Origin of the sequence: Streptomyces syringium (assembly GCF_017876625.1) — a bacterium.
Lineage (GTDB): Bacteria > Actinomycetota > Actinomycetes > Streptomycetales > Streptomycetaceae > Streptomyces > Streptomyces syringius.
In genome coordinates this window covers 6,414,371-6,440,626 of the sequence record NZ_JAGIOH010000001.1, presented here as the reverse complement: position 1 = coordinate 6,440,626, position 26,256 = coordinate 6,414,371, and the positions used below count along the sequence as shown (strand labels likewise).

The following is a 26,256-nucleotide window of genomic DNA, read 5'->3' as shown; positions in this document are numbered from 1 at the left end:
GACCACATGCTGTCCGAGCTCCTGGGAGGCGCGCCGGTACGCGCCGTCCTCGTGATCTACGACCCTCCGACGGGGACCGGCAACACCCCGGGGCCGGAACGCGGCCGCGTCCGCTTCCACTTCAACCCCGACCGGGTCCAGGTCGGCAAACGGGCCCGCTGGGAACGCAGTCCGGCGCCCTCGAGCGAGGGGGCGGCGCGAGCGCAGTTCGTGGGGGCGCAGCCGCGCACGATGACGCTGGAGGTGTTCCTCGACGCGGGTGACTTCCGTTCCAGCGTGCAGGACCAGGTGGAGAAGCTGCTCGACTGCTGCGCCCCGACCGCGCGGAGCGCCACGGCGAAGCCCGCGTCGGCGCCCTGGGTGCGGCTGGAGTGGGGGCGTTCGCGCACGACCGCGTTCCTCGCGCTGGTGACGCAGGTCGACGCGGCGTACACCCGGTTCGGGCACGACGGGACACCGCTGCGCGCCACCTGCACCGTCTCCCTGGAGGAGGTGGGCGGCGTGACGCCCCGGCAGAACCCGACGTCGGGTGCCGACGGGCCGGTGGACACCCATCTCGTGGTGGCGGGCGACACCCTGGCCGGGCTGGCGTGGCAGGCGTACGGCGATCCGACGAGGTGGCGGGCGATCGCGGAGGCCAACGATGTCGACGATCCGGCCCGGGTGCCGGTGGGCACGGTGCTGGTCCTGCCGGTCCTGGAGGAGCGCCCCTCGGGAGGTACCGGGTGACGGAGAGGCTCTACGCGGCGGAGCCGGTCATCGCCTTCGGCTCCCCGCTGCCGGAGCTGTGGGCGGAACGCCTGGTGGAGGCTTCGGTGGACACGTCGGTGGGGCTGCCGGCCCGCGCGACCCTACGGTTCCGCGATCCCGAGCACCGGCTCCTGGCGGCGGCGGGGATCACCGTCGGGGCGCCGCTGACCGTGGCGGTGGCCGCCGCGCGCCGCCGCACCCGGGCGGGCATCTTCGACGGCGAGGTCACGGCGCTGGAGACGGAGGTGGACGCCGACGGGTCGTTCACGACCGTGCGGGCCATGGACCGGGGGCACCGGCTGGCGCGGGGGCGGCGGGTCGCCGCCTACGTCGACACCACGGTGGCCGAGGTCGCCCGGCAGGCCGCCTCCCGGCACGGGCTGACGACGGGCCGGATCGACGCCGAGCGCACCCGCATCCCGCACGTGGCCCAGCCGAACCTGACCGACTGGGAGTTGCTGAACCACCTCGCCGACCAGCGCGGTCTGCGCCTGACGGTCGAGGGGGCCGCCCTCCACATGCGCCGCCCGGCCGCCGCCGACGCGGCGCCCGCTCCCGGCACGGGGGCGGACCGGAGCCCGTTCGTCCTGGAGCAGGGGGTGAACCTGCTGGCGCTGCGTGCCGCGGTGTCCTCCGAGGGCCAGGTCGCCGAGGTGGAGGTCCGGGGCTGGGATCCCGACGGCAAGGCCGCGCTGTCCGCGAAGGCCGGTGCGGGCGACAGCGAACGGCTGCGCCTGGGCGTCACGCCCGCACGGCTCGGCAAGGCCTTCCCCGGGCCGGCACCGGAACTGCTCGTCGGCGGCCGGGCCCACACCACCGCCCCGCAGGTGGACGCGGCGGCCCACGCGGTCGCGGCGGAGTCGGCGGCCGCGATGGCCACGCTGGCCGTCGAGGTCGCGGGCGCCCCCGAACTACGGGCGGGCGTACCGGTGACCCTGGCCGGAGTGGGTGAGCCGTTCACCGGCAAGTACACCGTCACCTCCTGCGGTCACGTCTTCGACGGGGAGCAGGGCTACCGGAGCCTGGTCCGGGTGGGCCCGCTTCCGCCGCCCGTCGTGCCCTACCCACCGCCCCTGTGCGCGCCGGGCGTGGCGGTGGGGGTCGTCACGGACATCAAGGAACCGGGGAAGGGACAGCGCGGTGCCGTACGGCTGCGTCTGCCGTGGCTGTCGCAGGACTACGTGACCGACTGGGTCCGTACCGTCCAGTGGGGCGGGGCCGGTGGCGGCGGCGTGTTCGCCCCGGAAGCCGGGGACGAGGTCCTGGTCGGTTTCGAGCACGGGCGGCTGGACCGGCCGTACGTCCTCGGCGGGCTCTACAACGGCCTCGACGCCCCCACCGACCATGGCCTGCCGCTCGTCGACGCCGGTACCGGCCGGGCCAACAGGAGCTCTCTCGCGTCCCGTTCGGGCGACCGCCTCGAACTGCTCAGTGCGGCCGACGGCCCTCAGGGCGTCCGGCTTCTGAGCGGCGACGGCAAGCTCGTCACCCACCTCGACCGGAAGGAGACCACCATCGCCTTCGCGGCGGGGGAAGGGGAGAAGACCGTGCGGGTCTCGCTCGACGGCCGCGGCGACGGCACCCTGACCATCGACGCGGGAGAGACAGGCACCCTGATCCTCAAGGCCAGCACGGTGACCGTCACGGCGGCCGGCAGCGGCGGCGGGCAGCTGACGCTGGAGGGCGGCACCGTCACGGTGAAGAGCCACGGCGAGCTCACCCTCGAAGGGCAGCAGACCACCATCACCGGCAACACCGTCGACATCAACTGACCCGGTACGGAAGAGAGGGCGACCGTGGACATCATCGGCGCGGGGTGGGCGTTCCCCGCCGTCATCACCGGCACCGGTCGCGTAGGACTGGCGACCGGCAGCGACGACGTGGAGCAGGCCATGCGGGTCATCCTGTCCACCGCGCCGGGCGAGCGGCCGATGCGGCCGGAGTTCGGCTGCGGCATCCACGGTCTCGTCTTCGACACGCTCGACGCCACGACCGTCGCCCGCGCCGATGTGGAGGTACGCCGGGCACTCGACCGGTGGGAGCCGCGGATCGAGGTCGACGACCTGCTGTTCAGCACGGACACCGTGGACATCGGCGTGCTCTACATCGACATCCGCTACCGGCTGCGTGCCACCAACGAACCCCGCAACCTCGTCTTCCCCTTCTATACCCTGCCCGGAGATTCCCCGAGTGAGTGACTTCCCCATGGCCGATCCGCCGCCCGAGCGTCCCGGCCCGGCCGACGCGTCCGGCGTTCCCGTTCCCGTCCTGGACGACCTGCGCTTCCAGCAGCTCGTGGACGCCGCCAAGCGTGCCCTGCCGCAGCGCGCGCCCGAGTGGACCGACCACAACGTCTCCGACCCCGGCGTCACCCTGATCGAGGCCTGCGCCGAGCGGACCGACCAGCTGCTCTACCGCGTCAACCGCATGACGGCCCGTCAGCGTTCCGCCCTGCTCCGCCTCATGGGCATCGTGCCGCTCCCCGCCTCACCCGCCCGGATCACCGTCGCGTTCACTCGCACCGACGGTACGACCGGGCGCCGGGACATCCCGGCGGGCACCGAGGTCACGACCGAGGGCGAGCAGCCGGTCGTCCTGGCGACCACCGCACCGCTCACTCTCGCCGAGAACCAGTCCACGGGAGTGGTGGAGGCACTCGAGCGACTCGTCCCGGTCGCCGAGGTGCTGGGCACGTCCGACGGTCTCCCGGGCGGTCGCTTCGCGACGCGCCACCGGCCGTGGCGGTCCGGCACTCCCGTCGCGGAGCCTCCGTTCGGCCCGCGGCTGACGGTCCGGGTCGGGGACACCGTCTGGCCGGCGGTTCGTACCTTCGCCGAGGCCGGGCCCGAGGACCGGGTCCACTGGTGGGACGACGCCTCGTGCGAGGTCGTCCTCGGGCCTCTGGTCCCCGCCGAGGGCGGGCCCGAGCCACACGGACACGTACCGCCGGAAGGCACGAGGATCAGCGCGGAGTACCACGTGTACCGAGGCCGGAAGGGCAGCCTTCCCCTCGGCACACCGCTGACGGTGGTCTCACACGCCGGGCTGAGCGCCACCGCCCACGGCGTGCTCGCCCCCGCCGAGGACGCGGAGGACTGGCGGCAGGCGCTGGAACGCGCGGGGCTGGGCCTCGCCCCGCTGCGCCGCGCGGTCACCGCCGCCGACCACGAGCAGATCATCGACGAGCACGTGACCGGCCTGGCCCGGGTCCGGGTCACGACGCTCACCCGGCCCACCGACTCACGCGTGCCCACCGCCCTGACGCAACCGCCGCGCCCGGCCGGGATCCTCGCCTGCGCCGTCGCCGCCCGGGACCCGGTGCGGGCCGTGCACTACTTCGCCGACGACGAATCCATCACCCCTCTCCCGCTGCCCCTGGAAGGGCCGGGCGAGAGCAACGACGACGATGCGGTACCCGAGCCCGTCAGGTCCGCGAGGTGCCTCGACGCCGTCATCCGCACCGGTGAGAGCGAGCCCAGGCTCTGGTTCTACGGGACCCAGTGCCTCTGGGACGGCCAGGACGCGTCACCACAGGACATCAGCAGCGCGTTCCCCGGCCTGCCGGAAGACTTCTCGTCGGAGCTCGACGACGTCGCCGTCCTCGCCGACCCCGACACGGCCGACGCGTACGAACTGTTCTTCTTCAAGGGCGAGACCTTCTACCACCGCGCCTACACCGCCGCCGACCGGGCCTTCGTGCCGCAGGCCGGCAGCCGGGGGGTGCGGTCCCTGATCTCGGAGGCGTTCCCCGGCCTCTCCCCGCAGTGCCAGGTGTCCCCGGACGCCGTGGTCGTCATCGGCGGTGTCTTCTTCTTCATGAAGGGGACGAGGACCGAGCCCGCTCTCTGGCGGCGCGAGGACGATCCGCTCCACGTCCTCCTGGTGCCTGTCTTCGAGGGAGACCCGGCACAGGCCCCGCCCGGTGACGCGTTCGACGTTCCCCGGGACGTCCTGGACTCGGTGGTGGGCGTCGTCGAGGCCTCCCGGCTGCTGGGCGAACGGCTGCGGGTGGGCACACCCCGCTACCACCGCTTCGGGATCGCGGCGACCGTACGCCCCTGGAGCAGCGCGGCGGCGGACCAGGAGAGGACCCGGCGGGCGGCCGAACGGGCCCTGCGCCGCTTCTTCCACCCCACAGCCGGCGGGCCGGACGGGCGGGGCTGGCCGTGGGGTCGGCGCGTCCACACCGGCGACGTCTTCACCGTGCTGGAGGCGGTGCCGGAGGTCCGGGGCACGACCGAGGTGAGCCTGTGCGTCGACGACGGGGCCGTGCCGTCCGTCGAGGTCTCGGACGGCGGACTGGTCCTCGTGGACGACATGGTCATCAACGTCGACACCGCCGAAGGCTGAGGAAGAGAGAGGACCGCGCATGTCCGCGTACGCCGCACGTCCCCTGCCCCTGCCGGCCGTCTACGGACACGACACGGTCGCGCTCGCGTTCGCGGCCGCGATCGGCCAGGCCACGGCCCCGGCCGAGGAACGGATCGGCGGCCTCGACGCGGTGCTCGACCCCTGGCGCGCTCCACCGGCCTTCCTGGACTGGCTGATCCGGATCACCGGCGCACGGGTGGAGCCGGGGTGGCCGGAGACCCTACGGCGCAAGGCTGTCGACCTCGCGCCCCGCCTGGCCGCTCACCGCGGGACGCCGTACGGGCTGCTGCTGGAGGCCCGGGAGATCCACGGCTGGGTGCCGCCCGGCTTCGCGCTCGTCGTCGACGACCCCGGCCGCGTCTTCACCCACGACGACCCGGCGCTCCGCGCCGGACGCATGCTCACCGTCACCCTGACCGCCCCGGCCGGGGAGGACCAGCGGGCCCTCGAGAGCCGGCTCACGCGCCTGGTCCGGGCGCACTGCCCCGCCCACCTCCCCTTCAAGATCACCGTCACCCTCGCGCACCACGCTCCTGACGAGAGGTCACCGCAGGGATGAGTCTGCCGACACCCGAGTACGACGGACGCACTCGCGACGAGGTCGTCGCCGACACCGTCGCCGCCGTACGGCGCAAGGTGGGGACCTGGACCGGTCAGGACCGGACGGACCCGGGCCGGGGTCTGATCGAGACGTGTACGGACATGGTCATGGCTCTGCGCGACCGGCTCAACCTGGCTCCCGACCAGCGACGGCTGCACATGCTGCGGCTGCTGGGCGTGCGGCCCTACCGGCCCTCGCCCGCGCAGACCGAAGTCGTCCTCCAGCTCGCCGCTCCGTCGCCCGAGCCGGTGGTCGTCCCTGCGGGCCAGGAGGTCGCCACACGGCCCGTGGGGGAAGCGGAACCGGTCGTCTTCAGCACGCTGACGGAGGCGGTGCTCAACCCCTGTGTCCTGGTCGCCGCCGGGGACTTCGCGGAGTCACGGAGGGCCGACGGTGCCCTGGAGGGCATGCTGACCGGGTTCGGCTCCGCGTCGGGCCGGACCGTCGAGCCGGGCGGCCCGGCCTTCGCCGGGCCGGCCTTCCACCTCAACCTCCCCTACCTCGGCGACTTCCCGCCGCCCGGGGACGCCTTCGCGAACACCGGCCCGGTGAGCACGGGCGGTGGCGGTGACGGCTCCTCGCACTCCTCCTACGCCCTGGTCGTCCTGTCGGTGCCCGTACCGAGTACGCGCGTGACGCTGGACGTGACCATGGGCGTCGGGCTCGCTCCCAAGGCGGGCACGGGCGTCACCCGGGGGCACTGGGAGGCCTGGCAGGGCACGCACTGGACCGGCTGCCGGGTCGTCACGGACACCGTGGTCATCCAGGGCCGGCCGGGCAAGGTCACGCTCGACCTTCCCACCGCCCACGCTCCCGCCCAGCTCCTGCTCCACCGGGCGGCCGGCGAGGGCGGCGGCGACTCCGTACAGCGCCTGAGGGACGTCGGGCTGATCCGCTACCGCGCCGATGCGGGCCGAAGCCCGTTGACCCGGGTCACGCTCGACCCGGTGCTCGCCGTCTCCGTCCCCGTCGTCCAGGCCGGGCTGGTACGGAACGAGACCCTGGGCACCGCGACGGGCACCACCGGCGAACGCCTCCGCTTCGCCCGTCCGCCGCTGCCCCGCAGCACCGATCCCCTCGTCGTCGAAGCCGTGCTCGGCGGGCGGACCGCACAGTGGACGTATGTCGCCTCGCTCGCCGGATCGGGCCCCGGCGACCGGCACTTCACCCTCGACCCGCGCACCGGGGAGGCCGTCTTCGCGCCCGTCGTCGCCGGTGCCCGGGGACCACGACAGCACGGTGCGCCGCTGCCGGCGGGAGCGGTCGTACGGATCCGGCGCTATCTGACCGGCGGCGGTGCCCGGGGCAACGTACCCGCCCGCACCATCACCGTGCTGCGCACCCCGCTGCCGTACGTCTCTTCCGTGACCAATCCCGCACCGGCGGTCGGCGGCACGGAACGCGAGAGTGCCGCCGCCTGCGCGACGCGCCTGCCCCTGGGCTCCCCGGTGCCGGAGCGGGCGGTCGTCCCCATCGACTACGAACAGCTCGCACTGGCCGCGTCGGCGGGCATGGCCCGTATCCACCACGTCCGGGACGCACCCGACGACGCGCTCGACCCGGCCCGCAACTATCTGCCGTGGTGCCCCGCCAGGACGGACGTCGTCCTCACCCTGGCGCCCGGCACGCTGACGGTTTCCCCAGGGGTACAGGTCATCGCCCCCACGGAGGACGGCGAGACGGTCTTCACGACGACGGAGGAGGCCACGCGCGTGCCGCCGGACGTGGTGGGCGCGGCACACCTCGGGCTCGTCCCCGGCGCCACCGCCGCCGTCGGGATGTTCGCGGCGGGTGACTACCAGGCGGGCGGTGAGTTCTCCGGGCCCTTCAAGGATGGCGGCGGGCTGGTCCTGGCGCTGCTGGAGATCAAGGAGCCGCATGATCCGGGCCACCTCACGCTGTGGGTGAGGGCGGGAGGGGACCGTGAGCCGGAGGACCGCATCGCGGTATCCGTGTTCGCGCCGAGGAAGGCGGCGCCGTGGTGGGACACCGCCGCTCCCCTCGCCTACGCCTCCGCGCCCGCGCGAGAGATCACTCCGGCGGACGGGACGACGGTCCCCGCCCATCCCGTCCACGTGAGCGAGTCCGCGCGGTGGCAGGCGGCCGTCGCACGCGGCGACCTCGCCGGCACGGCACAGGACGCCGTCGACGGGCGGGGCGCCGGTTTCCCGACCGAGGAGGCCGTCTGCTGGATCGCCGTCCAGATCCTCGATCCGAAAGGCACACCGACCACGACGTACACGGTCTACGCCGACTCCGGGAAGACGGACCCCGTTTCCGCCGATCAGTACGAGGAGCACGACCGGGCACGAGAGTCGTTCCTGTCCACGGACAAGCCCGGTCAGGTCTACCCCCTGTTGCACTCCCCTGTGTACGGGCAGCTCCCCGCGGTCCGCGTCGGCGCCGAGAACTGGAGCACTGTCACGTCCTTCCACGATTCCCTCGAGGACAGCAAGGACGTGGTCGTCAACGCCAGTACGGGCCAGGTCCACTTCGGCCCGATGGTGACGGGCGGCTCCTCGGAGCCCAAGCAGTACGGCGCCGTTCCGCTGCCCGAGGGCACGCCCATCACCGTGGACGGCCCGTACAAGGCCACGCTCGGCGCGGCGGGCAACGGCATCCCCCCGGGCGGGATCAGCCGGCTGAAGAACCCGGACGACGACGACCGCATCGTCGGCGTGCGTAACGTCACCACTTCACGGGACGGCAAGAACGGCTACACCGACACCAGCGGCGGCAGCACCCAGGCCGGCGTGACGTTGATGGTCATCCCCTTCGTGACCACCGACGAGCGGGGCTGGTTCCCCTTCCACATGCTCACCCCCACCCGCGACGCCTGCGACACCTTGCGCCGCTCCCTGCGCGCCTGCCAGCCGGAGGGCGTTCCGGTGTGGCTGAAGCAGCCCGTCTACCACGGCATCCGGGTCGATGCCCGGATCGTTCCCGCCGACTACCGCACCGCCGACGAACGCGCCGAGCTCCGCGCCGCCGCGGAACGCGCCCTGTACCGGTACTTCAGCCCCGTCGGCGGCGGCCCGGACGGCACGGGATGGCCGCTGGGGCGCCCGGTGTACGCGGGCGAGGCGTTCCGGGTCCTGGAGCAGGTGCCGGGGGTGGGCCGCGTCGCCACGGCCGAGCTCGTCCCGGTCGATCCGCTCGACGGTTCGGCGTCGGACCCTGTCGTACGGATCCCCTGCGGGCCCGGCGAGACCGTGTACTCCGTCGAACACCGAGTCACCGTCGCGGAGGTGCCTTCATGAGCACTCGGAACGAGCCCTTGCTGGTGGCACCGGACTGGGGCACGGACGCTCTGGCCGTCGTGGATCTCACGGCCCCCGAGGCTCCCGAGGTCCGTTTCACTACGGTGGGGCGCAACCCACGTGCCGTCGCCGTCAGTACGGACGGCACTCGGGCCTACGTCGTCGACCACGACGACGAAACGCTGTCCGTAGTGGACCTCACGGCCCCGGAACATCCGGTTCTTCCTCCGGTTCCCACCGGGAAGGGACCGTGCGGCGTCGTGGCGGGGCTGGTGGACGACCAGATCTGTGTGGCGTCGGCGGACGGCAAGGTCGAGGTGTTCGACAAGGAGGGGCGGGGCGGGCAGGCCTTGACGGTCGGTACCGGCCCCTGCGCGCTGGCGGCGGCCCCGGGCGGCGGGGCGCGACGGGTCTGTGTGATCAGCGAGACGGACGCCAAGGTGTCGGTGGTCGACGTGGGTCGGGCGGGCGCGCCGTCCGTGAGCGCGTCCGTCTCCGTCCCCGGGGTCACCCGGGCGGCCGCGGTGGCGCCGGGAGGACGGTTCGCGTACGTCGCGAGCCGGGGGGAAGGTACGGCCGACGGCCGGGTGACGGTGCTGGACCTGGACGCGGACGGCGCGGCGGTGGGTGACCCCGTGCCCGTCGGGGCCGAGCCCCGCGCCCTCGCGATCGGCCCCACCGGCGACCGCCTGGGCGTGGCGAACTACGGCTCCGCGTCCGTCTCCGTCGCGCCCGTGGACCCGGACAGCGGGCGGGTCGGCACCCCCGACACCGTTCCGGCCGGCGCGCACCCGGTCGCCGTGGCCTTCGCCCCGGACGGCGAAGTGATCCATGTCGTGAGCCAGACGTCGGGCCTTCTCACGGCCGTCCGGACGGACACCCTCGACCACATGGTCGTTCCGCTGGGAGGCGTGCCCGCGGGGGTGGTGTTCGGCCCGGACGGGCACCACTCCTATGTCACCGACCAGGCCACCGGCCGGCTGACCGTCGTGCGGGCCGCCCCGCGCAAGTCGGCCTCCATCCCAGCCGGAGAAGGGTCGAAGCCGGTCGACGTCGCCGTCTCCCCGGACGGCACCTGGGCCTACGCGGCCGACTCCGCATCGCACAAGGTCGCGGTGCTGGACCTCGGCGGCCTCGCCCCGCTCGCCCCGGTCCCCCTCGGGGCCACGCACCAGCCGTGGGGCGTCGCCGTCGCCCCCGACCTGGGGTTCGCCTGCGCGACCAGTCCCGATTCGTCGCATCTCCTCGTCCTCAGCCCGGCCCAGGGGAGCGAGCTCACCGCGAACGGCGAGGTGACGGTGACCCCCGTCCAACTGGCCTCCGGTGCCCGTCCCTACGGGGTGGCCGTCACCCCTGACAGCCGGTACGCGGTGACGGCCGACTCCGGTACGGCGACGGTCTCGTTCGTCGACCCGAAGGGCGGTACGCACACGATCGATGCCGAGGTCGTGGGGTGTCAGGAGCCCACGGGCGCCGCCCTGTCCGGGGACGGCAGGACGCTCTACGTATCCGACTTCGCCTCCACCCCGGAGGGGCAGCAGGGCGGGCAGATCGCGATGCTCCAGAGGACAGAGCGGGGGGAGTGGCAGCAGCAGGGGGTCATCGACGCGACGACGGGCCACCTGTCGGGACCGCACGAGTTGGCCCTGTCGCCCGACGAACTCCGGCTCTACGTCGCCAACTACCAGAACGGGACCGTCTCGGTCCTCAACCGCGACGCGGTGGGGGCCGAGTGGGGTCACGAGATGACGGTGACCAAGTCCCCGACTCCCCTGAAGCGGCCCAACGGCCTGGCCCTGTCACCGGACGGAACGACCCTTTACGTGTCCAACAACACCAGCAGCCACGGAACGGTCGAGGTGTTCGACGTCTCCACCGCCCCGGCAGTGCATCAGCGCACGATCCAGATCGTCATCAGGCCCGACCCTCAGCTCGCCGTCAACGTCGGGCTCGCCCTCTCCCCCGACGGCCACTACCTCTACGCGGCCGACGCCGAGCGCTGGAAGCAGGGAGCCGGGGCGCTGGGCACGGTGTACGGCATCCAGCTGGCAGCAGGAGGCGACCAGATGGAGACCGTCGCCACGGCCCCCGCTGCGCGCACCGACAGGCCCGGTGCGCTGGTCTGCCGGGACGACCGGACCCTGTACGTCGTCAATCAGGGCAGGAAGGAAAGTCCCGACCCTCGCGAAGCGTGCCTGGCGGTGATCACTCTCGACGCTTCGCGACTCGGCGTCGAGAGCACCGAGTCCCGCCCCCTCGACAAGGACGACCTCCCGTACGCGGCGGCGATCTCCGCCGACGGCACCCTGTGTGTCGCCAACTTCACCAGCCGGACGGTCAGCGTCTTCGGGTCCAAGGTGACACCCGTACCGGTAGGTGAGCCGGGCGCGTCCCAGCCGTGGGACGTGGCCGTCACCGCCGACGGCGCCTACGCCTACGTCACCGACCGCACCGCCGATTCCCTGCGGTGCGTCCGCCTCTCCGACCACCACGTGACCTCCCTGGACGTGGGCCGGGACCCCATGGGCGTGGCCTGCGCCCCGGGCGGCCCGCGTGCCTATGTCGCGAACCACGGGAGCGACAGCATTTCGGTCATCGGCCCCGACGACGCCTCACCGGGCACACCCAAGGTCATCGACACCTGGGAGCATCCACGGGTCATCAAGCCCGAAGCACTGTCAGTGTCCGCCGACGGGGCCTGGCTCTTCGTGACCACCGAGAACAGCGGAGATCTCCTGATGCTCGACGCCAGGACCGGAACGCCGCGTTTCACCGTACCGGCCGGCGAACGGCTCACCGGAAGCGCACCTCACCCGCAGTCCGCGAAGCATCTGGTGTACCTCGCGGACGAGGCGGGCGCTGCCGTATCGGTGGTGGACACCACGACGCTCGCTCCCCTGGACACGACGACCCCGCTGGGGCTCGACGTACGGCAGGCGGTCGGCATGCCGACGACGAACTGACCGTACCGACTCCCCCACCCCTCCGGCGCGGACAGAGGCACGCAGATGATCGAACTGGTCGACCAGGCATTGAAGTCACGCGTACAGCAGGAGGTGATATGGCTGCCGCCGGGCATCCCCGTCACCTTCCAGCCGCCCGGCCGCGACGGAGCGCTCGGTGAGACCGTCGGCGCCGAGACGGTCGGCATCTACCTGTACGACGTCCGCGAGGACCTGGACCGGCGGCAGACCGGCACCGTCTACCAGTACGACAGGGGAACCCCGGGGCGCCCGCCCCGGAAGTCGGCGGAGTTCGACCCACCGCGCTATGCCCGGCTGTCGTATCTGGTCGTGGCCTGGGCCCCGGACGCCCTCAGCGCCCACCGCATACTCGGAGCACTCTTCGTCGGCTTCGCAAGGAGCCGGGTCTTCCCCGTGCCCCTGCCCCCGGAGCTGCAGGAGATGGAGCTGTCCGCTCTCCTCGACGTCGGCCACCCGCCCGCCGAGGACCGGGCTCTGACGGAACTGTGGAGCGCGGTGGGCCACACGCTCGTCCCCGCCCTGAACGTGACCGTGACCATCCCCCTGCTGTCCTTCCAGCCGGACAGCTACACCCACTGGGTGACCGGGCCCCCTGTCGTCCGCGAGGCACTCAAGCCCGCGCCGGGGGCGGACGAGGACACGCGGTGACCGCCACCGCGCGCCCCGGAGTGCCCACCGCCACGGCCGCGGACTGGCTGCTCGCCCGGCTGGCCGTCATCGAGGCCCGGGTGCGGCACGCGATCGCTCTCCGTACGGGCGAGGAGTCCGTACCCGCGGAGCTCCTGGAGCCGCCCTTCGACCCGTTCCAAGGGCTCTGCGTCTCCGACGACATGGCCTCACACCTCTTGGACCCACCGGCCGGCCCGCTGGTCCCCGCCACCGCTGACGAAGCCCTCGCCACCGCTCTGCGCGCCCGGGAGGACGCGGCCGCGGCGGCCGGGGCCGCGCCGCCCCTGCGCCGTCTCGCCGAGGAGTTCGGGCTTGACGCGCTCGCCCTCGACATGGTGGTGCTCGCGCTGGCCCCCGACGTCGATGCCCGGTTCGAGCGCTGCTACGGCTATCTCAACGACGACATCACCTGCCGCCACGCGACCACCGGCCTGGCCCTCGCTCTCTGCGGTGTCGCGAGCGCCTCGGCGGCCGCCCGCCGGGTCTTCGCGGCCGACGCACCCCTGCGCGCCGGTGGCCTCGTGGAGATCGGGGATGTCTCCCGCCCCTTTCTGACCCGGCCCCTGCGCGTCCCCGACCGGGTCACCGCGCACCTGTTGGGCGACGACTCCCTGCCGTTCTGTCTGCATCACCTGCTGGCCCTGCCGGAACGCGGCCGGCCCTTGAGCGAGGGCCCCGTGGCCGAAGCCGTGCGCCACCTGACCCGGCTGCTCGCCCACCGCCATCCGGTCCACCTGCGCGACAGCACGGACGGCACGGCAGAAGCCGTCGCCGAAGCGGCACTGCGCGCGTGCGGACGGCCCGCGCTCCGCCTGGACTTCACAGGCCTGACCCACGAAAGGGACCCGGCAGGATGCGTCGGCGCGGCGCTCCTCGAAGCACGGCTGCGCGGCCACGGGCTGATCGTGGGCCCCGTCGATTCCCCCGATGCCCGGCACGTACAGGACCTGCTGGCCCCGCTCGACGGTGCCCCGGTTCCTCTGGTCCTCACCGGGAGGCAACCGTGGGACGTCCGCTGGACAGCCGCTCCCCCGGTTCTCGCCGACTGCCCGCCCCTGACGGGGCCGGAACGCACCGCGCTGTGGCGGTACGAACTCGGCGCCCGCGCCGGCACCGTGACCGACGAGGCGGTCGCCATCGGTGCCCGGTACCGGCTCGGCCCCGGCCGGATCCGCGCCGTGGCCGCGGCGGCCGGCCGGCAGGCCGCCACACACGGCACCCCCGTCGACGCCGCCGCGGTCCGGGACAGCGCCCGTGCGTGGAACGGCGGCGCGCTCGACCGCCTCGCCCGGCCCGTACGCCCCGCTGTCGACTGGGACGATCTGGTGCTGCCCGAGCGGACGCACGAGCAGCTGCGGGACCTCACCCGGCGCGTACGCCACCGCGACCGGGTCCTGGGAGAGTGGCGGATGCGACCGGGCGGGGGACGCGGACACGGCGTCACCGCCCTCTTCAGCGGCGTCTCCGGGACGGGCAAGACCCTGGCGGCGGAGGTCGTGGCCGCCGATCTCGGCCTCGACCTGTACGTCGTCGACCTCGCCACGGTCGTCGACAAGTACATCGGGGAGACCGAGAAGCACCTCGAGCGGATCTTCACCGAGGCCGACGCCGTCGACGCCGTACTCCTCTTCGATGAGGCGGACGCCGTCTTCGGCAAGCGCACGGCCACCCACGACGCCCATGACCGCTACGCCAACACGGGGACCTCCTACCTCCTCCAGCGCCTGGAGTCCTTCGACGGTCTGGCCCTGCTGACCACCAACATGCCCGCCAACATCGACGTGGCGTTTCTGCGCCGTCTCGACCTCGTCATCCACTTCCCCGCGCCCGACGACGCCCAGCGCCATGCCCTGTGGGACCGCTGTCTGGGCCCGGCCGCCCCCCGGGCCGACGACGTCGACCAGGCCGGCCTGACGGCCCTCGCCTCGGCCTTCGACCTGTCCGGCGGCGCGATCCGCTGCTGCGTCATCACTGCCGCCTACCGGGCCGCCGACGAGGACCGCCCGCTCACCATGGCCGATCTGCTGGCGGCGGTCCGCGAGGAGTACGCCAAACTCGGCCGCTATGTGGACGAGTCCCGCTTCCCACCGGGAACGGCCGCCTGAGTCCTTGAACCCTTTCGGGGTTCAAGGACCCAGGCGGGTCAGCCGGCCGTCACGGGTCGCACGCGGGGGCAGGTGAGGGTCGCCGTTCCCCGGTACACAGCCCCTGGGGTGTCCGTGCCGGAGGGGTTGCTCGCCGGTCCCCCCACGGTGAAGTCCACGTCCAACGGCCCACCGTTGACGACGACTTCCGTCGTCCCTTGACTCGCTCTGGCGTACTCGGCGCGGTTCGCCGGGGGAACCTTGAACTCGATGCGTCCGGTTCCCGCGGTCGGAAAGGCCGGTGTCGAGTAGCCGACGGGCGACATGACCCACGACTCGATGTCGTCGGGCACACAGGCGATGTGCTGTTCGATCCGAAAGCCCGCCGTGCCCAGCGGCAGGGCGGTGGGGGGAAGGGGTGGGGTGAGCATCGCCGGCAGATTCAGGGTGAGCGTGACGGTATCGCCCTGCCTCACCACGATCTTCTGCACGGAGCCTCAGCCCCCCTGGCCGGGCTGGCCGGCGATCTGGGTGATGGTGAACTGGACGAACTCGGCGGGACGCACGGGCGCGACACCGATGTCACAGATCACCTGACCGGCATCGATCGTCGCCGAGGTGTTGTTCGTACGGTCACAGATCACGTAGAAGGCCTCATCAGGCGTACGCCCGAGCAACGCACCCTGACGCCACTGATCCGTCAGGAAGCTGGTGACCGAGTGCCGGAGAGTGGCCCACAGACGGTCGTCGTTGGGCTCGAACACAGCCCACGTCGAGGACTGACGGATGGAATCCGACAGGAACGACACCAGACGACGCACATTCAGATAGCGCCAGTCACGACTACTGGACCGCGTACGCGCACCCCACACCAACAGACCCCGGCCGGGGAAGACGCGGAGGCAGTTGACACCCTTGTCGTTCAGCTCCCCGTTCTGATCGTCACTCAGAAGAATGGGGAGGTCGAGCACACCGCGCAGGTTCTGGTTGGCGGGGGCCTTGAACACACCGCGCTCCGCGTCCGTGCGGGCCCACACGCCGGCCAGATGACCGGACGGCGGCACCGTACGCGGAACACCGTCGACACCGGGCACCTTGACCCAGGGGTAGTACATCGCCGTGAACGCCGCGTCATCCGAGTCCGACGAGTCGCCGACGAACGTCTTGAGTGGCTCCACGAGCAGCTTCGGTGGCGCGTCGACCACCGCGAGACGGTTGCGCTGCGCGGTGCAGTGGGCGACGACTTTGCCGATGAGCGACTTTCCGGTCGGCAGATTCGGGTCCGGCGGGGCCTCGGTTTCGGTGGCCGCGACGGTCATGTCCCAGAGACTGGGCACGGCGACCATGGTCACTTCCGGCACCGTCTCCAGCCCGTCGAGCCCCGTGCGTTGCTCCGCGTTTCCGCCGAGGCCGGCTTCCGGCACGGCCGCGTCGGGGTTCAGGAAGCCGACGACGTAGCAGGACGTACCGCCATTGGCGAAGAAGCCGTAGACCGCCTCCGCCAGGGTGAAGCATCGCTGGAGTACCTGGATCCTCTTGAAATCGGCAGGTGCCTTGTCGCTCTTCTTCCGGAGAGCCGCCAGCTCTTTCCCCAGTGCTGGGATGCTGTAGCGGTCGGCGAACTCCTGCCAGCCGCGGATCGGCTGGGGGATCTTGCGTTCGTCCGGTGTGAACGGAGGAGTCGCCGTCTCACCGGGGGCCTCGGTCGGTGTGGTGGTGTATCCGAGGAAGGCCGGGGTGGAGGTGCCCACTCCGACGATCATGCGCACGCCGCTGGACTTCTCCGTGACGTAGACACCCGGAGGCTTCGTCGTCATCGCTGTCGTTCCCCTCTCGGCTGCTCGGCTCCGGGCTATTCGACGGTGATGTCCTCGTAGGTGATCGTCACTTGTTCCGTCGCGATTCCGGAGTTGGCCGCGCCGAGCTGGGGACCTTCCCAGCGCGATGCCCAGGCGTTGGAGAGGTGGATGCGGCGGACGGTCTGCTTCTGCGCGTCCTTCAGGGCGATGGTGATGTTCTGCCGGGCGCTGTCGAGATCGGCGTTGACCAGTGTGGTCTTGATCCAGTCGGTGAACGCGGTGCTCTTGTCCATGCCCCGGGTGATCGTGATCTCACCGGTCTTGCGCGCGCCCGGCTGTTTGCGCACGATCAGTTCGCCTGTCGCGGACACCTGCCGGACCTCGACGACGTCCTGTTCCAGGGTCAGTCCGGACACGTCCTGGACGGTCTCGACCTGGAACTTGCCCAGTTCGATGGCGAAGGTGCTGCTGCTGAAGGTGTCACCGGTCAACACGTGCGTAGCCTCCTGGGTTCCGGGCGTCAGCTGTTGGCGCCGGGCTGGCCGGCGATCTGGGTGATGGTGAACTGGACGAACTCGGCGGGACGCACGGGCGCGACACCGATGTCACAGATCACCTGACCGGCATCGATCGTCGCCGAGGTGTTGTTCGTACGGTCACAGATCACGTAGAAGGCCTCATCAGGCGTACGCCCGAGCAACGCACCCTGACGCCACTGATCCGTCAGGAAGCTGGTGACCGAGTGCCGGAGAGTGGCCCACAGACGGTCGTCGTTGGGCTCGAACACAGCCCACGTCGAGGACTGACGGATGGAATCCGACAGGAACGACACCAGACGACGCACATTCAGATAGCGCCAGTCACGACTACTGGACCGCGTACGCGCACCCCACACCAACAGACCCCGGTCGGGAAAGACGCGCAGGCAGTTGACACCCTTGTCGTTCAGCTCGCCGTGGCGTTGGTCGGTGAGCAGCGTGGGCAGGGACAGCACGCCGCGCAGGTTCTGGTTGGCGGGAGCCTTGAACACACCGCGCTCGGCATCCGTGCGGGCCCACACGCCGGCCAGGTGGCCCGACGGGACAACGGTGCGCGGGATGCCGTCCACGCCGGGCACCTTGACCCAGGGGTAGTACAGCGCCGTGAATGCCGCGTCATCCGAGCCCTGACCCGCCAGATCCTCGAGGAACGTCGACACATCGGCCGGCAGGGTGTCGGGCGGTGGTTCGAGCAGGGCCAGCCGGTTGCGCAGGGTCACACAGTGACCGACCACCGTGCCCATGATGCCTGCGGCGTCCTTCGGCGTGATGCCCTCCCGCCATACGTCCGGGACGGCGACCATGGTCACGTCCGGCACCGTCTCGAGTCCGGCCAGACCCGTGCGTAAGTCGGGATCGCCGTTGACCTCGCCCGCGAGGGACCGGCCGGGGTCGAGCCGGAGGACGTAGCAGGATGTTCCTCCGTTGGCGAAGAACCCGTAGACGGCTTCCGGAAGTTGGATGCTCCCGGACCGCTCGAAGTATTCGGCGAAGACGGTCAGCTCCGCCTTGCGCCGGTTGAGGCCTGCCAGTTCGTTCCCGGCCGCGATCCAGAGCGCGTACGGTCCGGAAAGGGCTTCCGCTTCCGCCACCTTCTTCGCTGCGGCCTCGGCCTCTGCCCTCTTCTCCGCCTCCACGGCTTCGTCGGCCCAGTCGGCAGCCTGCACTTCGGTGAGGGCGGCGCATTCCGCCTCGGTGAGCGGGGGCTCGTCGCCGGTGGTGGCCTTCTCCTTGAAGTCCGCCTCCAGGGGCGCGAGCTTCGCTTCGGCCTCCGTCACGGCCCCGGACAGCCTCTCCAGCTCCCGCCTCAACTCCTCCGCCGCCATCGGGGAGCGGAAGTGGAACGTGTCCACGAACTCGGACCAGTTGTTGATCCGCACCGGCGCCGTGGGCGCCTGTGGGCCGCGCACGGTGTAGCCGAGGAAGGCGGGGGTGGACGTCCCCACTCCGGTGATTGTCCGGACTCCGCTCGAACGTTCCTTGATGAACACTCCGGGTGCCAACGGACCTGAAACCATGCCCTGTTTGCCCCTCTCATCGGGAATGCGACCCTTCACCCAACCACTCCGGGGGCGTACGCGCATGCAAACGGAGGAAGGTACGACAGATGACGTAGCCGGGGCACCGAGCTGGGGTCGCGGGACGCGGTGCGACAGCCCACTGGAGGGGCATGAAATCCGCTCGGCCGCAACCCTCCCGAAGTCATGGAATCCTTCAACTTGCAAATCCACCGGAGGGCACAGACTTATTAAGTCCGCAAATTCGGCAGAGGGCATGCGGTCCGTCCGGCCGCAATAGTCTTGACAAGAAATTCTGAGCTTGACGGCGTTGTGGGGCCTGCTTATAGTCCAGGCGTTCAGTTCCCGCCGATCGAATTTCGAAGGTGTTCATGACCGCGCCGCCGACGTTGCCGAAATCCAGGCAGCAGTTCATTCTTGCCGTTCTTATGCTGTGCTCGCTGCTTATCTGGCTGGAAAATACCGTCCTGAGTACTGCGCTGGAGACCCTTGCGGACCCGGTCCGTGGCCTGGGGGCCAATCCCGGTCAGCTGCAATGGGCGACCGGTGCGTACACTCTGGCCTTCGCCACATTGATGTTCACTGCGGGCACATTGGGCGATCGATTCGGTCACCGGACTGTGTTTTCCAGTGGATTGGTGATTTTCGCCGGGTCCTCGCTGTGGGCGGCGTACGCAAGCGATGCGGGCCAGCTGATTGCGGCTCGGGCTGCGATGGGGGTGGGCAGCGCGCTGATCACACCCGCCATGATGGCCATCCTGATGTGGACCTTTACCGGCCCCGCGCGGGCTGCCGCGATCGGCATTTTCTCGGCGTCGGCCGGTGTCGGAATGGCCGCCGGCCCGGTGCTGGCGGGATTCCTGCTCGATCATTTCTGGTGGGGCTCGGTCTTTCTGATCAATATCCCGGTCGCGGCACTGGCGTTGGTCGGGCTCGCCGTGCTGGTTCCGAATTTCCGCAGCCCCACCCCGCGGCCACTGGACCCCGCTGGAATGCTGCTGTCGATCAGTGGGCTCGTGGCGTTGGCCTACGGGCTGATCCGGGCGGGGCAGGTGGCTGCGTGGAGTCGTACCGACGTCTGGGCGCCGATCGTCGTCGGTCTGGTTCTGCTGGCCGTTTTCGTACTCGTCGAACTGCGCGTCAAGGTGCCCAGCTTTGATCCGCGACTGCTCGTGCAACGCACATTCGGTGGCGGCAATGTGGCGCTCGGACTGCTGCTCTTCGGCGTGGCCGCCATCACCTTCTACAACGCGTTCTATCTGCAAGGCGCGCTCGGATATTCACCGATGAAGGCGGGTTTGGCCAATATCCCGACCGCACTCGGCGCGCTCGCGGCGGCGCCCCTTGCCTCGCGCCTGGTTCGCCGCCTGCCGCTCCGCCTTGTCACCGTTCCGGCGCTGACCGTGGCTGCGCTGACCATGGGCGGGTACGGGTTCCTCGGACTCCAGACTCCACTCGTCTGGATCGAGATCCTGTTGTTGCTGCAGGGTCTCTCGATCGGCATGGTGATCGGCCCCGTTACGGCCGCATTGATCAGCGACCTGCCGTTGGAACAGGCCGGTGCGGGATCGGCCGTCACCAACACCGTGCGGCAAACCGGCAGCGTGATCGGCATCGCGGTGGGCGGCACGATCATGTCGATCATGTACCGACGTGCGATCGAGCCTTCGCTGGAGGGTGTGCCCGGCCCGGTGCAGGATCAGGCGCGGGTTTCCGCCGAACAGGCCCGCCACGTCGCCACCGCCATCGACCGGCCCACTCTTGCCCAGGCTGCCGACAAGGCGTTTATCCATGCCATGCACGTCGGCGCAGGCTGGATCGCGGTCATCGCACTCCTCGGAGCAGTTGTGCTGCTGATGACCTTGCCCGCTGCCGGAAAGAAGAAGAGCCCGACACCGGAGCCGGAACACGAAGAGGCCCACAGCCCCGAGCCTCGATCCATCGCGTGATGGGCCGTCCGCCGAGGTCTCCTTCGCCGCGTTCACCAGCAAGAAGAAGGCATGCCCGAGGGGCAGGCGGCCGGCCGGGCACGGTGGCCGCGCGCCGCTTGGGGCCCCTGACGCCTCGCTGGGCTTCTGGGCCCGGACGGCAACGTGCGCCTGGTCGTGGCCACAACCGCCCCGGAAACGGGCCCAGCCTGGCTACGGCTCACACGCGAATCTCGACGCCTTCCTGACCTCACCTCAGCCGCCTGCCTCAGTTCAGGGCTTTTCAGCCGGCGACAACACATCACGGCATGGGCCCCCAGTCCCCGGCGCCGACTGGTAGATGTCGGGGATGCCGTCACCGTCGGCGTCGACGGTCTCCTCCTGGTACAGGCGCCGGTAGACCGCGTTGCGACGGCGGAGCAGCAAAGCCGCGAGCGCGGCCGCGGTGAGTGAGGCGACCAGGACCGCTGCCTTGACCTGCTCGCCGACGGCGGCCCCCGGGAAAGCGAGTTCGCCGATGAGAAGGGCGACCGTGAAGCCTATCCCCGCGAGGACGGAGAGGCCGAGGACGTCGGACCAGGCGAGGTCGGGGTTGAGGCGGGCACGGGTGAAGCGGGCGGCGAGGTAGGTGCCCAGGAAGACGCCGAGGATCTTGCCCGCGACCAGTCCCAGCGCGACGCCGAGCGGTTCGGGCCTGGTGAAGACCTCGGTCAGGGCCGGTCCGGAGACGCTCACGCCCGCGGCGAAGAGCGCGAAGAGCGGTACAACGATGCCGGCGGAGAACGGGTGCAGCAGGTGTGAGACGCGGCCTCCGGGCGACCGCTCCTCGCCCTTGTCCGGGGTACTGCGCAGAAGGAGGCCCATGAGGACACCGGCGACGGTGGCGTGGATACCTCCGTGATAGGTCAGCGTCCAGATGGCGATGCCGAGCGGCACGTACCACCACCATCCGCGGACGCGGAAGCGCTGAAGGAGGTGGAAGAGGACGACTCCGGCGAGGGCACCGCCGAGCGCGAGGGGGTTGATGTCGGAGGTGAAGAAGAGCGCGATGACCAGGATGCCGCCGAGGTCGTCCACCACGGCGAGGGTCAGCAGGAAGGCCCGCAGGGCGGCCGGCAGATGGGTGGAGACGACAGCGAGGACGGCCAGCGCGAAGGCGATGTCCGTGGCCATGGGCACGGCCCAGCCGTCCGGACTGCCGCCACCGGCCCACGCGGTGACGGTGTAGACGGCCGCGGGTACGGCCATGCCGCAGAAGGCGGCGATTACGGGGAGGGCGGCCGTGGCCGGTGTGCTCAGTTCGCCGACGACGAGTTCGCGCTTGAGCTCGATGCCTGCGACGAGGAAGAACACGGTGAGCAGCCCGTCGGCGGCCCAGTGCCCGAGCGAGAGGTCCAGGCCGAGCGAGGGTATGGCGAGGTGGAGATCGCGTATGCCCTCGTACGCGCCGTTCCATGGGCTGTTGGCCCAGATCAGCGCCACGACGGCGGCGAACAGCAGGACCAGGCCACCGATCGTCTCGGTCCGGAGGGCTTCGGCGACGGCCCGGCGCTCGCGCCAGGGCAGGAGTCCGAGGAAGGGGGATCGCCGGGGCGGTGGGGCAATGGGCATGAGGGCGGTACTTCCGGAGCGTCGGCGAGAGGCGAGCAGGGCCTGGGCTGGGGCACAGGGAAGAAGGGCGGGTCCGTACGCACCAAAGGCGCGAGGTGCGTACGGAACCGCCCCGAGGAGCCGGGCCGTGGGGGTGCGGTCAGACGGTGGTCTTCACCGGCTCCTGGTCTGTGTCTCCCCCGGCCGTGTCCTGGCCCGCATCGCGGGCACGGACGTAGGCGAGGAAGCTGTTGAGTTCGCGCTTGACGACGGGGGCGAGGAGGTAGAGGCCGATGATGTTGATGACGGCGAGCATGAACAGCACCGCGTCGGCCATGTCGATGAGGGTCTGGAGCGTGAGCAGTGAGCCGGCCACGGCGAAGAGCGTGTAGAGCACCTTGTAGGTGAGCTCGCTGGCCTTGCTGCGGCCGAAGAGGTACGACCAGGCCTTGAGGCAGTAGTAGCCCCAGGTCAGCACGGTGGAGATGGCGAACAGCAGGACCGCGACGGTGAGGATGTAGGGGAACCAGGGCAGGACCGTGCCGAAGGCGTCGGAGGTGATCGTCACGCCGCCGACGGCCTCGCCGGCGCGGGCCTCGGCCCAGCTGGCGGGGTTGGCGATCACGATCGTCAGAGCGGTCATGGTGCAGATGACGACGGTGTCGATGAACGGCTCCAGGAGGGCGACCAGGCCCTCGCTGGCGGGGTGCTTGGTCTTGACCGCGGAGTGCGCGATCGGTGCGGAGCCGAGGCCGGCCTCGTTGGAGAACGCGGCCCGCTTGAAGCCGATGATCAGCGCGCCGAGGACACCGCCGGCGACACCCTGGGGGTTGAACGCTCCTTCGATGATCGTGGAGATCGCGGACGGGACCGCGGAGGCGTTGACCGCGATCACGATCAGGCAGGCGCCGATGTAGATGCCGGCCATGGCGGGGACCATCTTGCCGGTGACCGAGGCGATGGAGCGGATGCCGCCGAGGAGCACGATGCCGACGAGCGCGGCGACGAGGATGCCGAAGAACAGGGCGCCGGCGGAGGAGCCCATGATGCCGCTCTCCCCGCCGGTGACGGAGACCAGCTGGGCATAGGACTGGTTGACCTGGAAGAGGTTGCCGCCGAAGAGTCCGAAGAAAAGGATCATCGCGGAGGCCAGGACGGCGAGGATCTTGCCGAGCTTCTTGCCGCGGGCGCCGAAGCGCTCGGCGAGACCCTTGGGCAGGTAGTGCATCGGGCCGCCGGAGACGGTGCCGTCGGCGTGCACCTCCCGGTACTTGACGCCCAAGGTGACCTCGACGAACTTGGTCGCCATGCCCAGCACGCCGCAGAGGATCATCCAGAACGTCGCGCCCGGTCCGCCGATGGAGACGGCAACGGCGACACCGGCGATGTTGCCCAGGCCCACGGTGCCGGAGACGGCCGCCGTCAGCGCCTGGAAGTGATTGACCTCGCCGGCCGACCCCTCTTCGTCGTACTTGCCGCGCACCACGTCCACGGCGAGCCGGAATTTACGTATCTGCACCAGGCCGAACCAGCCGGTGAACACCAGCCCGGCGACGACGAGCCAGGCGACGATCAGCGGAAGGTCGGTGCCGCCCACGGGGACGGAGTAGAAGATGACTTCGCCGAGCCATTTGGCTATGGGCTCGAAGAATCCGCTGACGGCTTCGTCGACGGAACGGGTGATGGAATCGAGTGACATCAGGCTTTACCTCGATGGCGCAGAACCGGCGCAGAGCGGTGCGCGGGTGTGAATGCGGGCTTTGAGCGAACGCCGTTGTCCGATCGGCAACCAGGGATCATGGTTCGCGGACTCGAACCGTGATCTCCCGGACCGTGCAGGCCGGTGAGTACCGGCACTCCTGTTCCGGCGAGGGGTGGTGCCGAAAGCGGAGTTGCGCATTCTTAGCACGCCCTTTACACATTCTTTAGTGACGCACATCACACTGGCAGGCCTTTTAGTGCATAAAACCAGCCAAGGTGACGTGATTGTTATCCCGGCCGAGCCGCCGTCGGCCCAGGAGGCCCGGGCGAGGTCTGCCGCGTGCCGCGCCGGGTGGCATGTGGATGTGGGAGGTCCACACCCAGCGGGCTGTGCCGTCTCAGGCGCGCGCGGATGGCGGCCGCCTGGTTCGGGTCGAAAGGGTTTGTCTCGGTCGTCTACGGCCTGTTGATCCTGCAGCCCGGCAATCCGCAGGGTAAAGAGGCACCGATGTGCCCGTGGCCCGCAAGTTCCGCGTCAACGCCCTGACCGGCGCCCCCGGCACCGATGACGCCGGGTCAAAGGCCGTACCGGAACACGAAGGAGCCCCCGCCCATGCGCGCACGTGACCTGGCCGTGGACTACCCGTCCGTCGACATCGACAGCGACGCACTGGAGGCGGCGCGGCTGATGGCCGAGCACAAGCTGCCTGCCCTGCTCGTCCTGGACACGGACGGGGCACCCGCAGCGATCTTGCCCGCCTCCCAGATGATCAAGACGCTCGTCCCCGCCTACGTCATCGAGGACCCGGCCCTGGCCGCGGTCGTCGACGAACAGCACGCCGACCAGCTGTGCCGCGCACTGGCCGGCCGGCGCGTACGCGACTGCCTCTCCAGCAGAGCCCTGCGCCCGCCTGTCGCCGCGCCCGACGACACCGCACTGGAAGTCGCCGCGCTCATGGCACAGGTCCGCAGCCCCCTGGTCGCCGTCGTCGGAGCCGGCACCACCGGGACCGGCCGGCAGCAGCAGGGCGGTGTACCGCGGCTGCTCGGCGTCATCGCAGCATCCCACCTCCTCGAGCGCCTCCTGGGAGAAATCGGAGACACATGAGCGACTGGCACAGCTGGGCAGCGATCGTCATCTTCACCGCCACCTACACTCTGATCATCAGCGAGAAGGTCCACCGCGTCGCCGCCGCTCTCGGCGGCGCCGCGCTGATGCTGGCGATCGGGGCGACCAACGACGTCTCGGCCTTCTACCTCCAGGACCGGGGCATCGACTGGAACGTCATCTTCCTGCTCATGGGCATGATGATGATCGTCGGTGTGCTGAAGAAGACCGGCATGTTCGAATACCTGGCCATCTGGTCCGTCAAGAAGGCCAAGGCCAGACCCTTCCGCGTGATGGCCATGCTCATCGTCATCACCGCCGCCGCCTCCGCACTCCTCGACAACGTCACCACCGTCCTCCTCGTCGTCCCGGTGACGCTGCTGGTGTGCGAACGCCTCGCCCTGCCGTCCGCGCCATTCCTGATCGCCGAAGTGCTGGCCTCGAACGTCGGCGGGATAGCGACACTGGTCGGCGACCCGCCCAACATCATCATCGCCAGCCGGGCCGGCCTGACCTTCAACGACTTCCTCTTGCACCTCGCCCCGCTGTCAGCCCTGCTGATCGTCGTACTGGTAGCCCTCTGCCGCTTCATGTTCCGCAGGACGTTCGTGTACGACGAGAAGCGGGCGACGGAGATCATGACGCTGGAGGAAAGGGAGGCCATCCGCAACCCCCGCCTCCTTGTCCAGGGCCTGATCGTGCTCGCCCTGGTCATCGCCGGCTTCGTCCTCCATCCCGTCCTGCACTACGAACCCAGCGTCGTCGCCCTCCTCGGCGCCGGCCTGCTCATCGCCGTCTCCACCGTGGAGACGGGTGAGGTCCTGGCCGAAGTCGAGTGGCCCACGCTCGCCTTTTTCGCCGGCCTGTTCATCATGATCGGCGGCCTCATCGACACCGGCGTCATCGGCGAAGTCTCCAAGACCCTCGCCGACGCCATGGGCGGCGCCGAACAGAGCGCCGCCATGCTGCTCCTGGGCGGCTCGGCCGCACTCTCCGGGGTCGTCGACAACATCCCCTACGTGGCCACCATGGCACCCGTCACCGAACAGCTCGTCAAAGATTTCGGCGGAGGCAGCGACCACGTCCTGTGGTGGTCCCTGGCCATCGGCGCGGGCCTCGGCGGCAATGCCACAGCCATCGGCGCCAGCGCCAACGTCGTCGTCCTCGGCATCGCCGAACGCAACCGCCGGCCCATCACCTTCTGGCAGTTCACCAAATACGGACTCGTCGTCACCGCCGTGACCATCGCCTTGTCCATGGGCTACGTCTGGCTGCGCTACTTCACCTTCTCCTCATAGCGGGAAAGGCTGGAAGGCGATCAGCTCAAGGCTCCGGACAAGAAGGCAGCGATAGCC

18 protein-coding genes are annotated in these 26,256 nt (G+C 70.6%); 12 read left to right on the top strand and 6 right to left on the bottom strand.

Annotated features, from left to right (window positions below):
• Positions 1-6 precede the first annotated feature (6 nt).
• Genes JO379_RS28330 through JO379_RS28290 form a run of 9 tightly spaced genes read left to right on the top strand, consistent with a single transcriptional unit; the run spans position 7 to position 14,740 of the window.
• Positions 7-729, top strand: coding sequence for a CIS tube protein (locus JO379_RS28330; RefSeq protein WP_209517566.1), 723 nt, complete (start codon positions 7-9; stop codon positions 727-729).
• Positions 726-2,522: a VgrG-related protein gene (locus JO379_RS28325; protein ID WP_209517565.1), complete on the top strand. Its 1,797-nt coding sequence runs from the start codon at positions 726-728 to the stop codon at positions 2,520-2,522. Before JO379_RS28330 ends, JO379_RS28325 begins: the two co-directional genes overlap by 4 nt.
• 24 nt (positions 2,523-2,546) lie before the next feature.
• Entirely contained in the window at positions 2,547-2,948 is a 402-nt protein-coding gene (locus tag JO379_RS28320) for a GPW/gp25 family protein (protein WP_130881347.1), read from the top strand.
• A complete protein-coding gene (locus tag JO379_RS28315; protein ID WP_209517563.1) occupies positions 2,941-5,100 on the top strand; it encodes a baseplate J/gp47 family protein in 2,160 nt (719 codons plus the stop codon). Before JO379_RS28320 ends, JO379_RS28315 begins: the two co-directional genes overlap by 8 nt.
• A gap of 19 nt (positions 5,101-5,119) precedes the next feature.
• A complete protein-coding gene (locus tag JO379_RS28310) occupies positions 5,120-5,680 on the top strand; it encodes a phage tail protein (protein ID WP_130881349.1) in 561 nt (186 codons plus the stop codon).
• Positions 5,677-8,982: a baseplate J/gp47 family protein gene (locus JO379_RS28305; protein ID WP_209517561.1), complete on the top strand. Its 3,306-nt coding sequence runs from the start codon at positions 5,677-5,679 to the stop codon at positions 8,980-8,982. The genes JO379_RS28310 and JO379_RS28305 overlap by 4 nt, the downstream gene beginning before the upstream one ends.
• Positions 8,979-11,945 carry a YncE family protein gene (locus JO379_RS28300; RefSeq protein WP_209517559.1) on the top strand — a complete coding sequence of 989 codons (2,967 nt, stop codon included), beginning with the start codon at positions 8,979-8,981 and terminating at the stop codon, positions 11,943-11,945. Before JO379_RS28305 ends, JO379_RS28300 begins: the two co-directional genes overlap by 4 nt.
• 45 nt (positions 11,946-11,990) lie before the next feature.
• Complete coding sequence (locus tag JO379_RS28295; protein ID WP_130881352.1) at positions 11,991-12,614, top strand: Pvc16 family protein; 624 nt, start codon at positions 11,991-11,993, stop codon at positions 12,612-12,614.
• Complete coding sequence (locus JO379_RS28290; protein ID WP_307842165.1) at positions 12,611-14,740, top strand: ATP-binding protein; 2,130 nt, start codon at positions 12,611-12,613, stop codon at positions 14,738-14,740. The genes JO379_RS28295 and JO379_RS28290 overlap by 4 nt, the downstream gene beginning before the upstream one ends.
• A 38-nt stretch (positions 14,741-14,778) precedes the next feature.
• Here JO379_RS28290 and JO379_RS28285 read toward each other — a convergent pair whose 3' ends face one another.
• Genes JO379_RS28285 through JO379_RS34000 form a run of 4 tightly spaced genes read right to left on the bottom strand, consistent with a single transcriptional unit; the run spans position 14,779 to position 18,502 of the window.
• Positions 14,779-15,210 carry a contractile injection system spike tip protein gene (locus JO379_RS28285; protein WP_209517558.1) on the bottom strand — a complete coding sequence of 144 codons (432 nt, stop codon included), beginning with the start codon at positions 15,208-15,210 and terminating at the stop codon, positions 14,779-14,781.
• 6 nt (positions 15,211-15,216) lie between these two features.
• On the bottom strand, positions 15,217-16,536 hold the full coding sequence (locus tag JO379_RS28280; protein ID WP_130881354.1) for a phage tail sheath family protein: 1,320 nt from the start codon (positions 16,534-16,536) through the stop codon (positions 15,217-15,219).
• A 35-nt stretch (positions 16,537-16,571) separates the two neighbouring features.
• Complete coding sequence (locus tag JO379_RS28275) at positions 16,572-17,012, bottom strand: phage tail protein (protein ID WP_130881355.1); 441 nt, start codon at positions 17,010-17,012, stop codon at positions 16,572-16,574.
• Positions 17,013-17,038: 26 nt separating this feature from the next.
• Positions 17,039-18,502 (bottom strand): phage tail sheath family protein, encoded by a 1,464-nt coding sequence (locus tag JO379_RS34000; protein ID WP_209517556.1) that lies wholly within the window; start codon positions 18,500-18,502, stop codon positions 17,039-17,041.
• Between the two features lie 443 nt (positions 18,503-18,945).
• On the opposite strand from JO379_RS34000, the gene JO379_RS28265 reads away from it, so the two are divergent.
• The gene (locus JO379_RS28265) at positions 18,946-20,523 is read left to right on the top strand and encodes an MFS transporter (protein ID WP_209517554.1); all 1,578 of its coding nucleotides are present in this window, start codon (positions 18,946-18,948) and stop codon (positions 20,521-20,523) included.
• A 252-nt stretch (positions 20,524-20,775) separates the two neighbouring features.
• Here the strand turns inward: JO379_RS28265 and nhaA are convergent, their stop codons facing one another.
• Together nhaA and JO379_RS28255 are read right to left on the bottom strand one after the other, a co-directional pair.
• Positions 20,776-22,113: a Na+/H+ antiporter NhaA gene (nhaA, locus tag JO379_RS28260; protein ID WP_209517552.1), complete on the bottom strand. Its 1,338-nt coding sequence runs from the start codon at positions 22,111-22,113 to the stop codon at positions 20,776-20,778.
• Positions 22,114-22,252: 139 nt separating this feature from the next.
• Positions 22,253-23,791 (bottom strand): alanine/glycine:cation symporter family protein, encoded by a 1,539-nt coding sequence (locus tag JO379_RS28255; RefSeq protein ID WP_130881358.1) that lies wholly within the window; start codon positions 23,789-23,791, stop codon positions 22,253-22,255.
• Positions 23,792-24,406: 615 nt separating this feature from the next.
• Between JO379_RS28255 and JO379_RS28250 the strand changes: the two genes are divergently transcribed.
• Both JO379_RS28250 and JO379_RS28245 read left to right on the top strand, forming a co-directional pair.
• A complete protein-coding gene (locus JO379_RS28250) occupies positions 24,407-24,901 on the top strand; it encodes a CBS domain-containing protein (RefSeq protein WP_130881360.1) in 495 nt (164 codons plus the stop codon).
• The gene (locus JO379_RS28245) at positions 24,898-26,199 is read left to right on the top strand and encodes an ArsB/NhaD family transporter (RefSeq protein WP_209517550.1); all 1,302 of its coding nucleotides are present in this window, start codon (positions 24,898-24,900) and stop codon (positions 26,197-26,199) included. Before JO379_RS28250 ends, JO379_RS28245 begins: the two co-directional genes overlap by 4 nt.
• Positions 26,200-26,256: the final 57 nt, after the last annotated feature.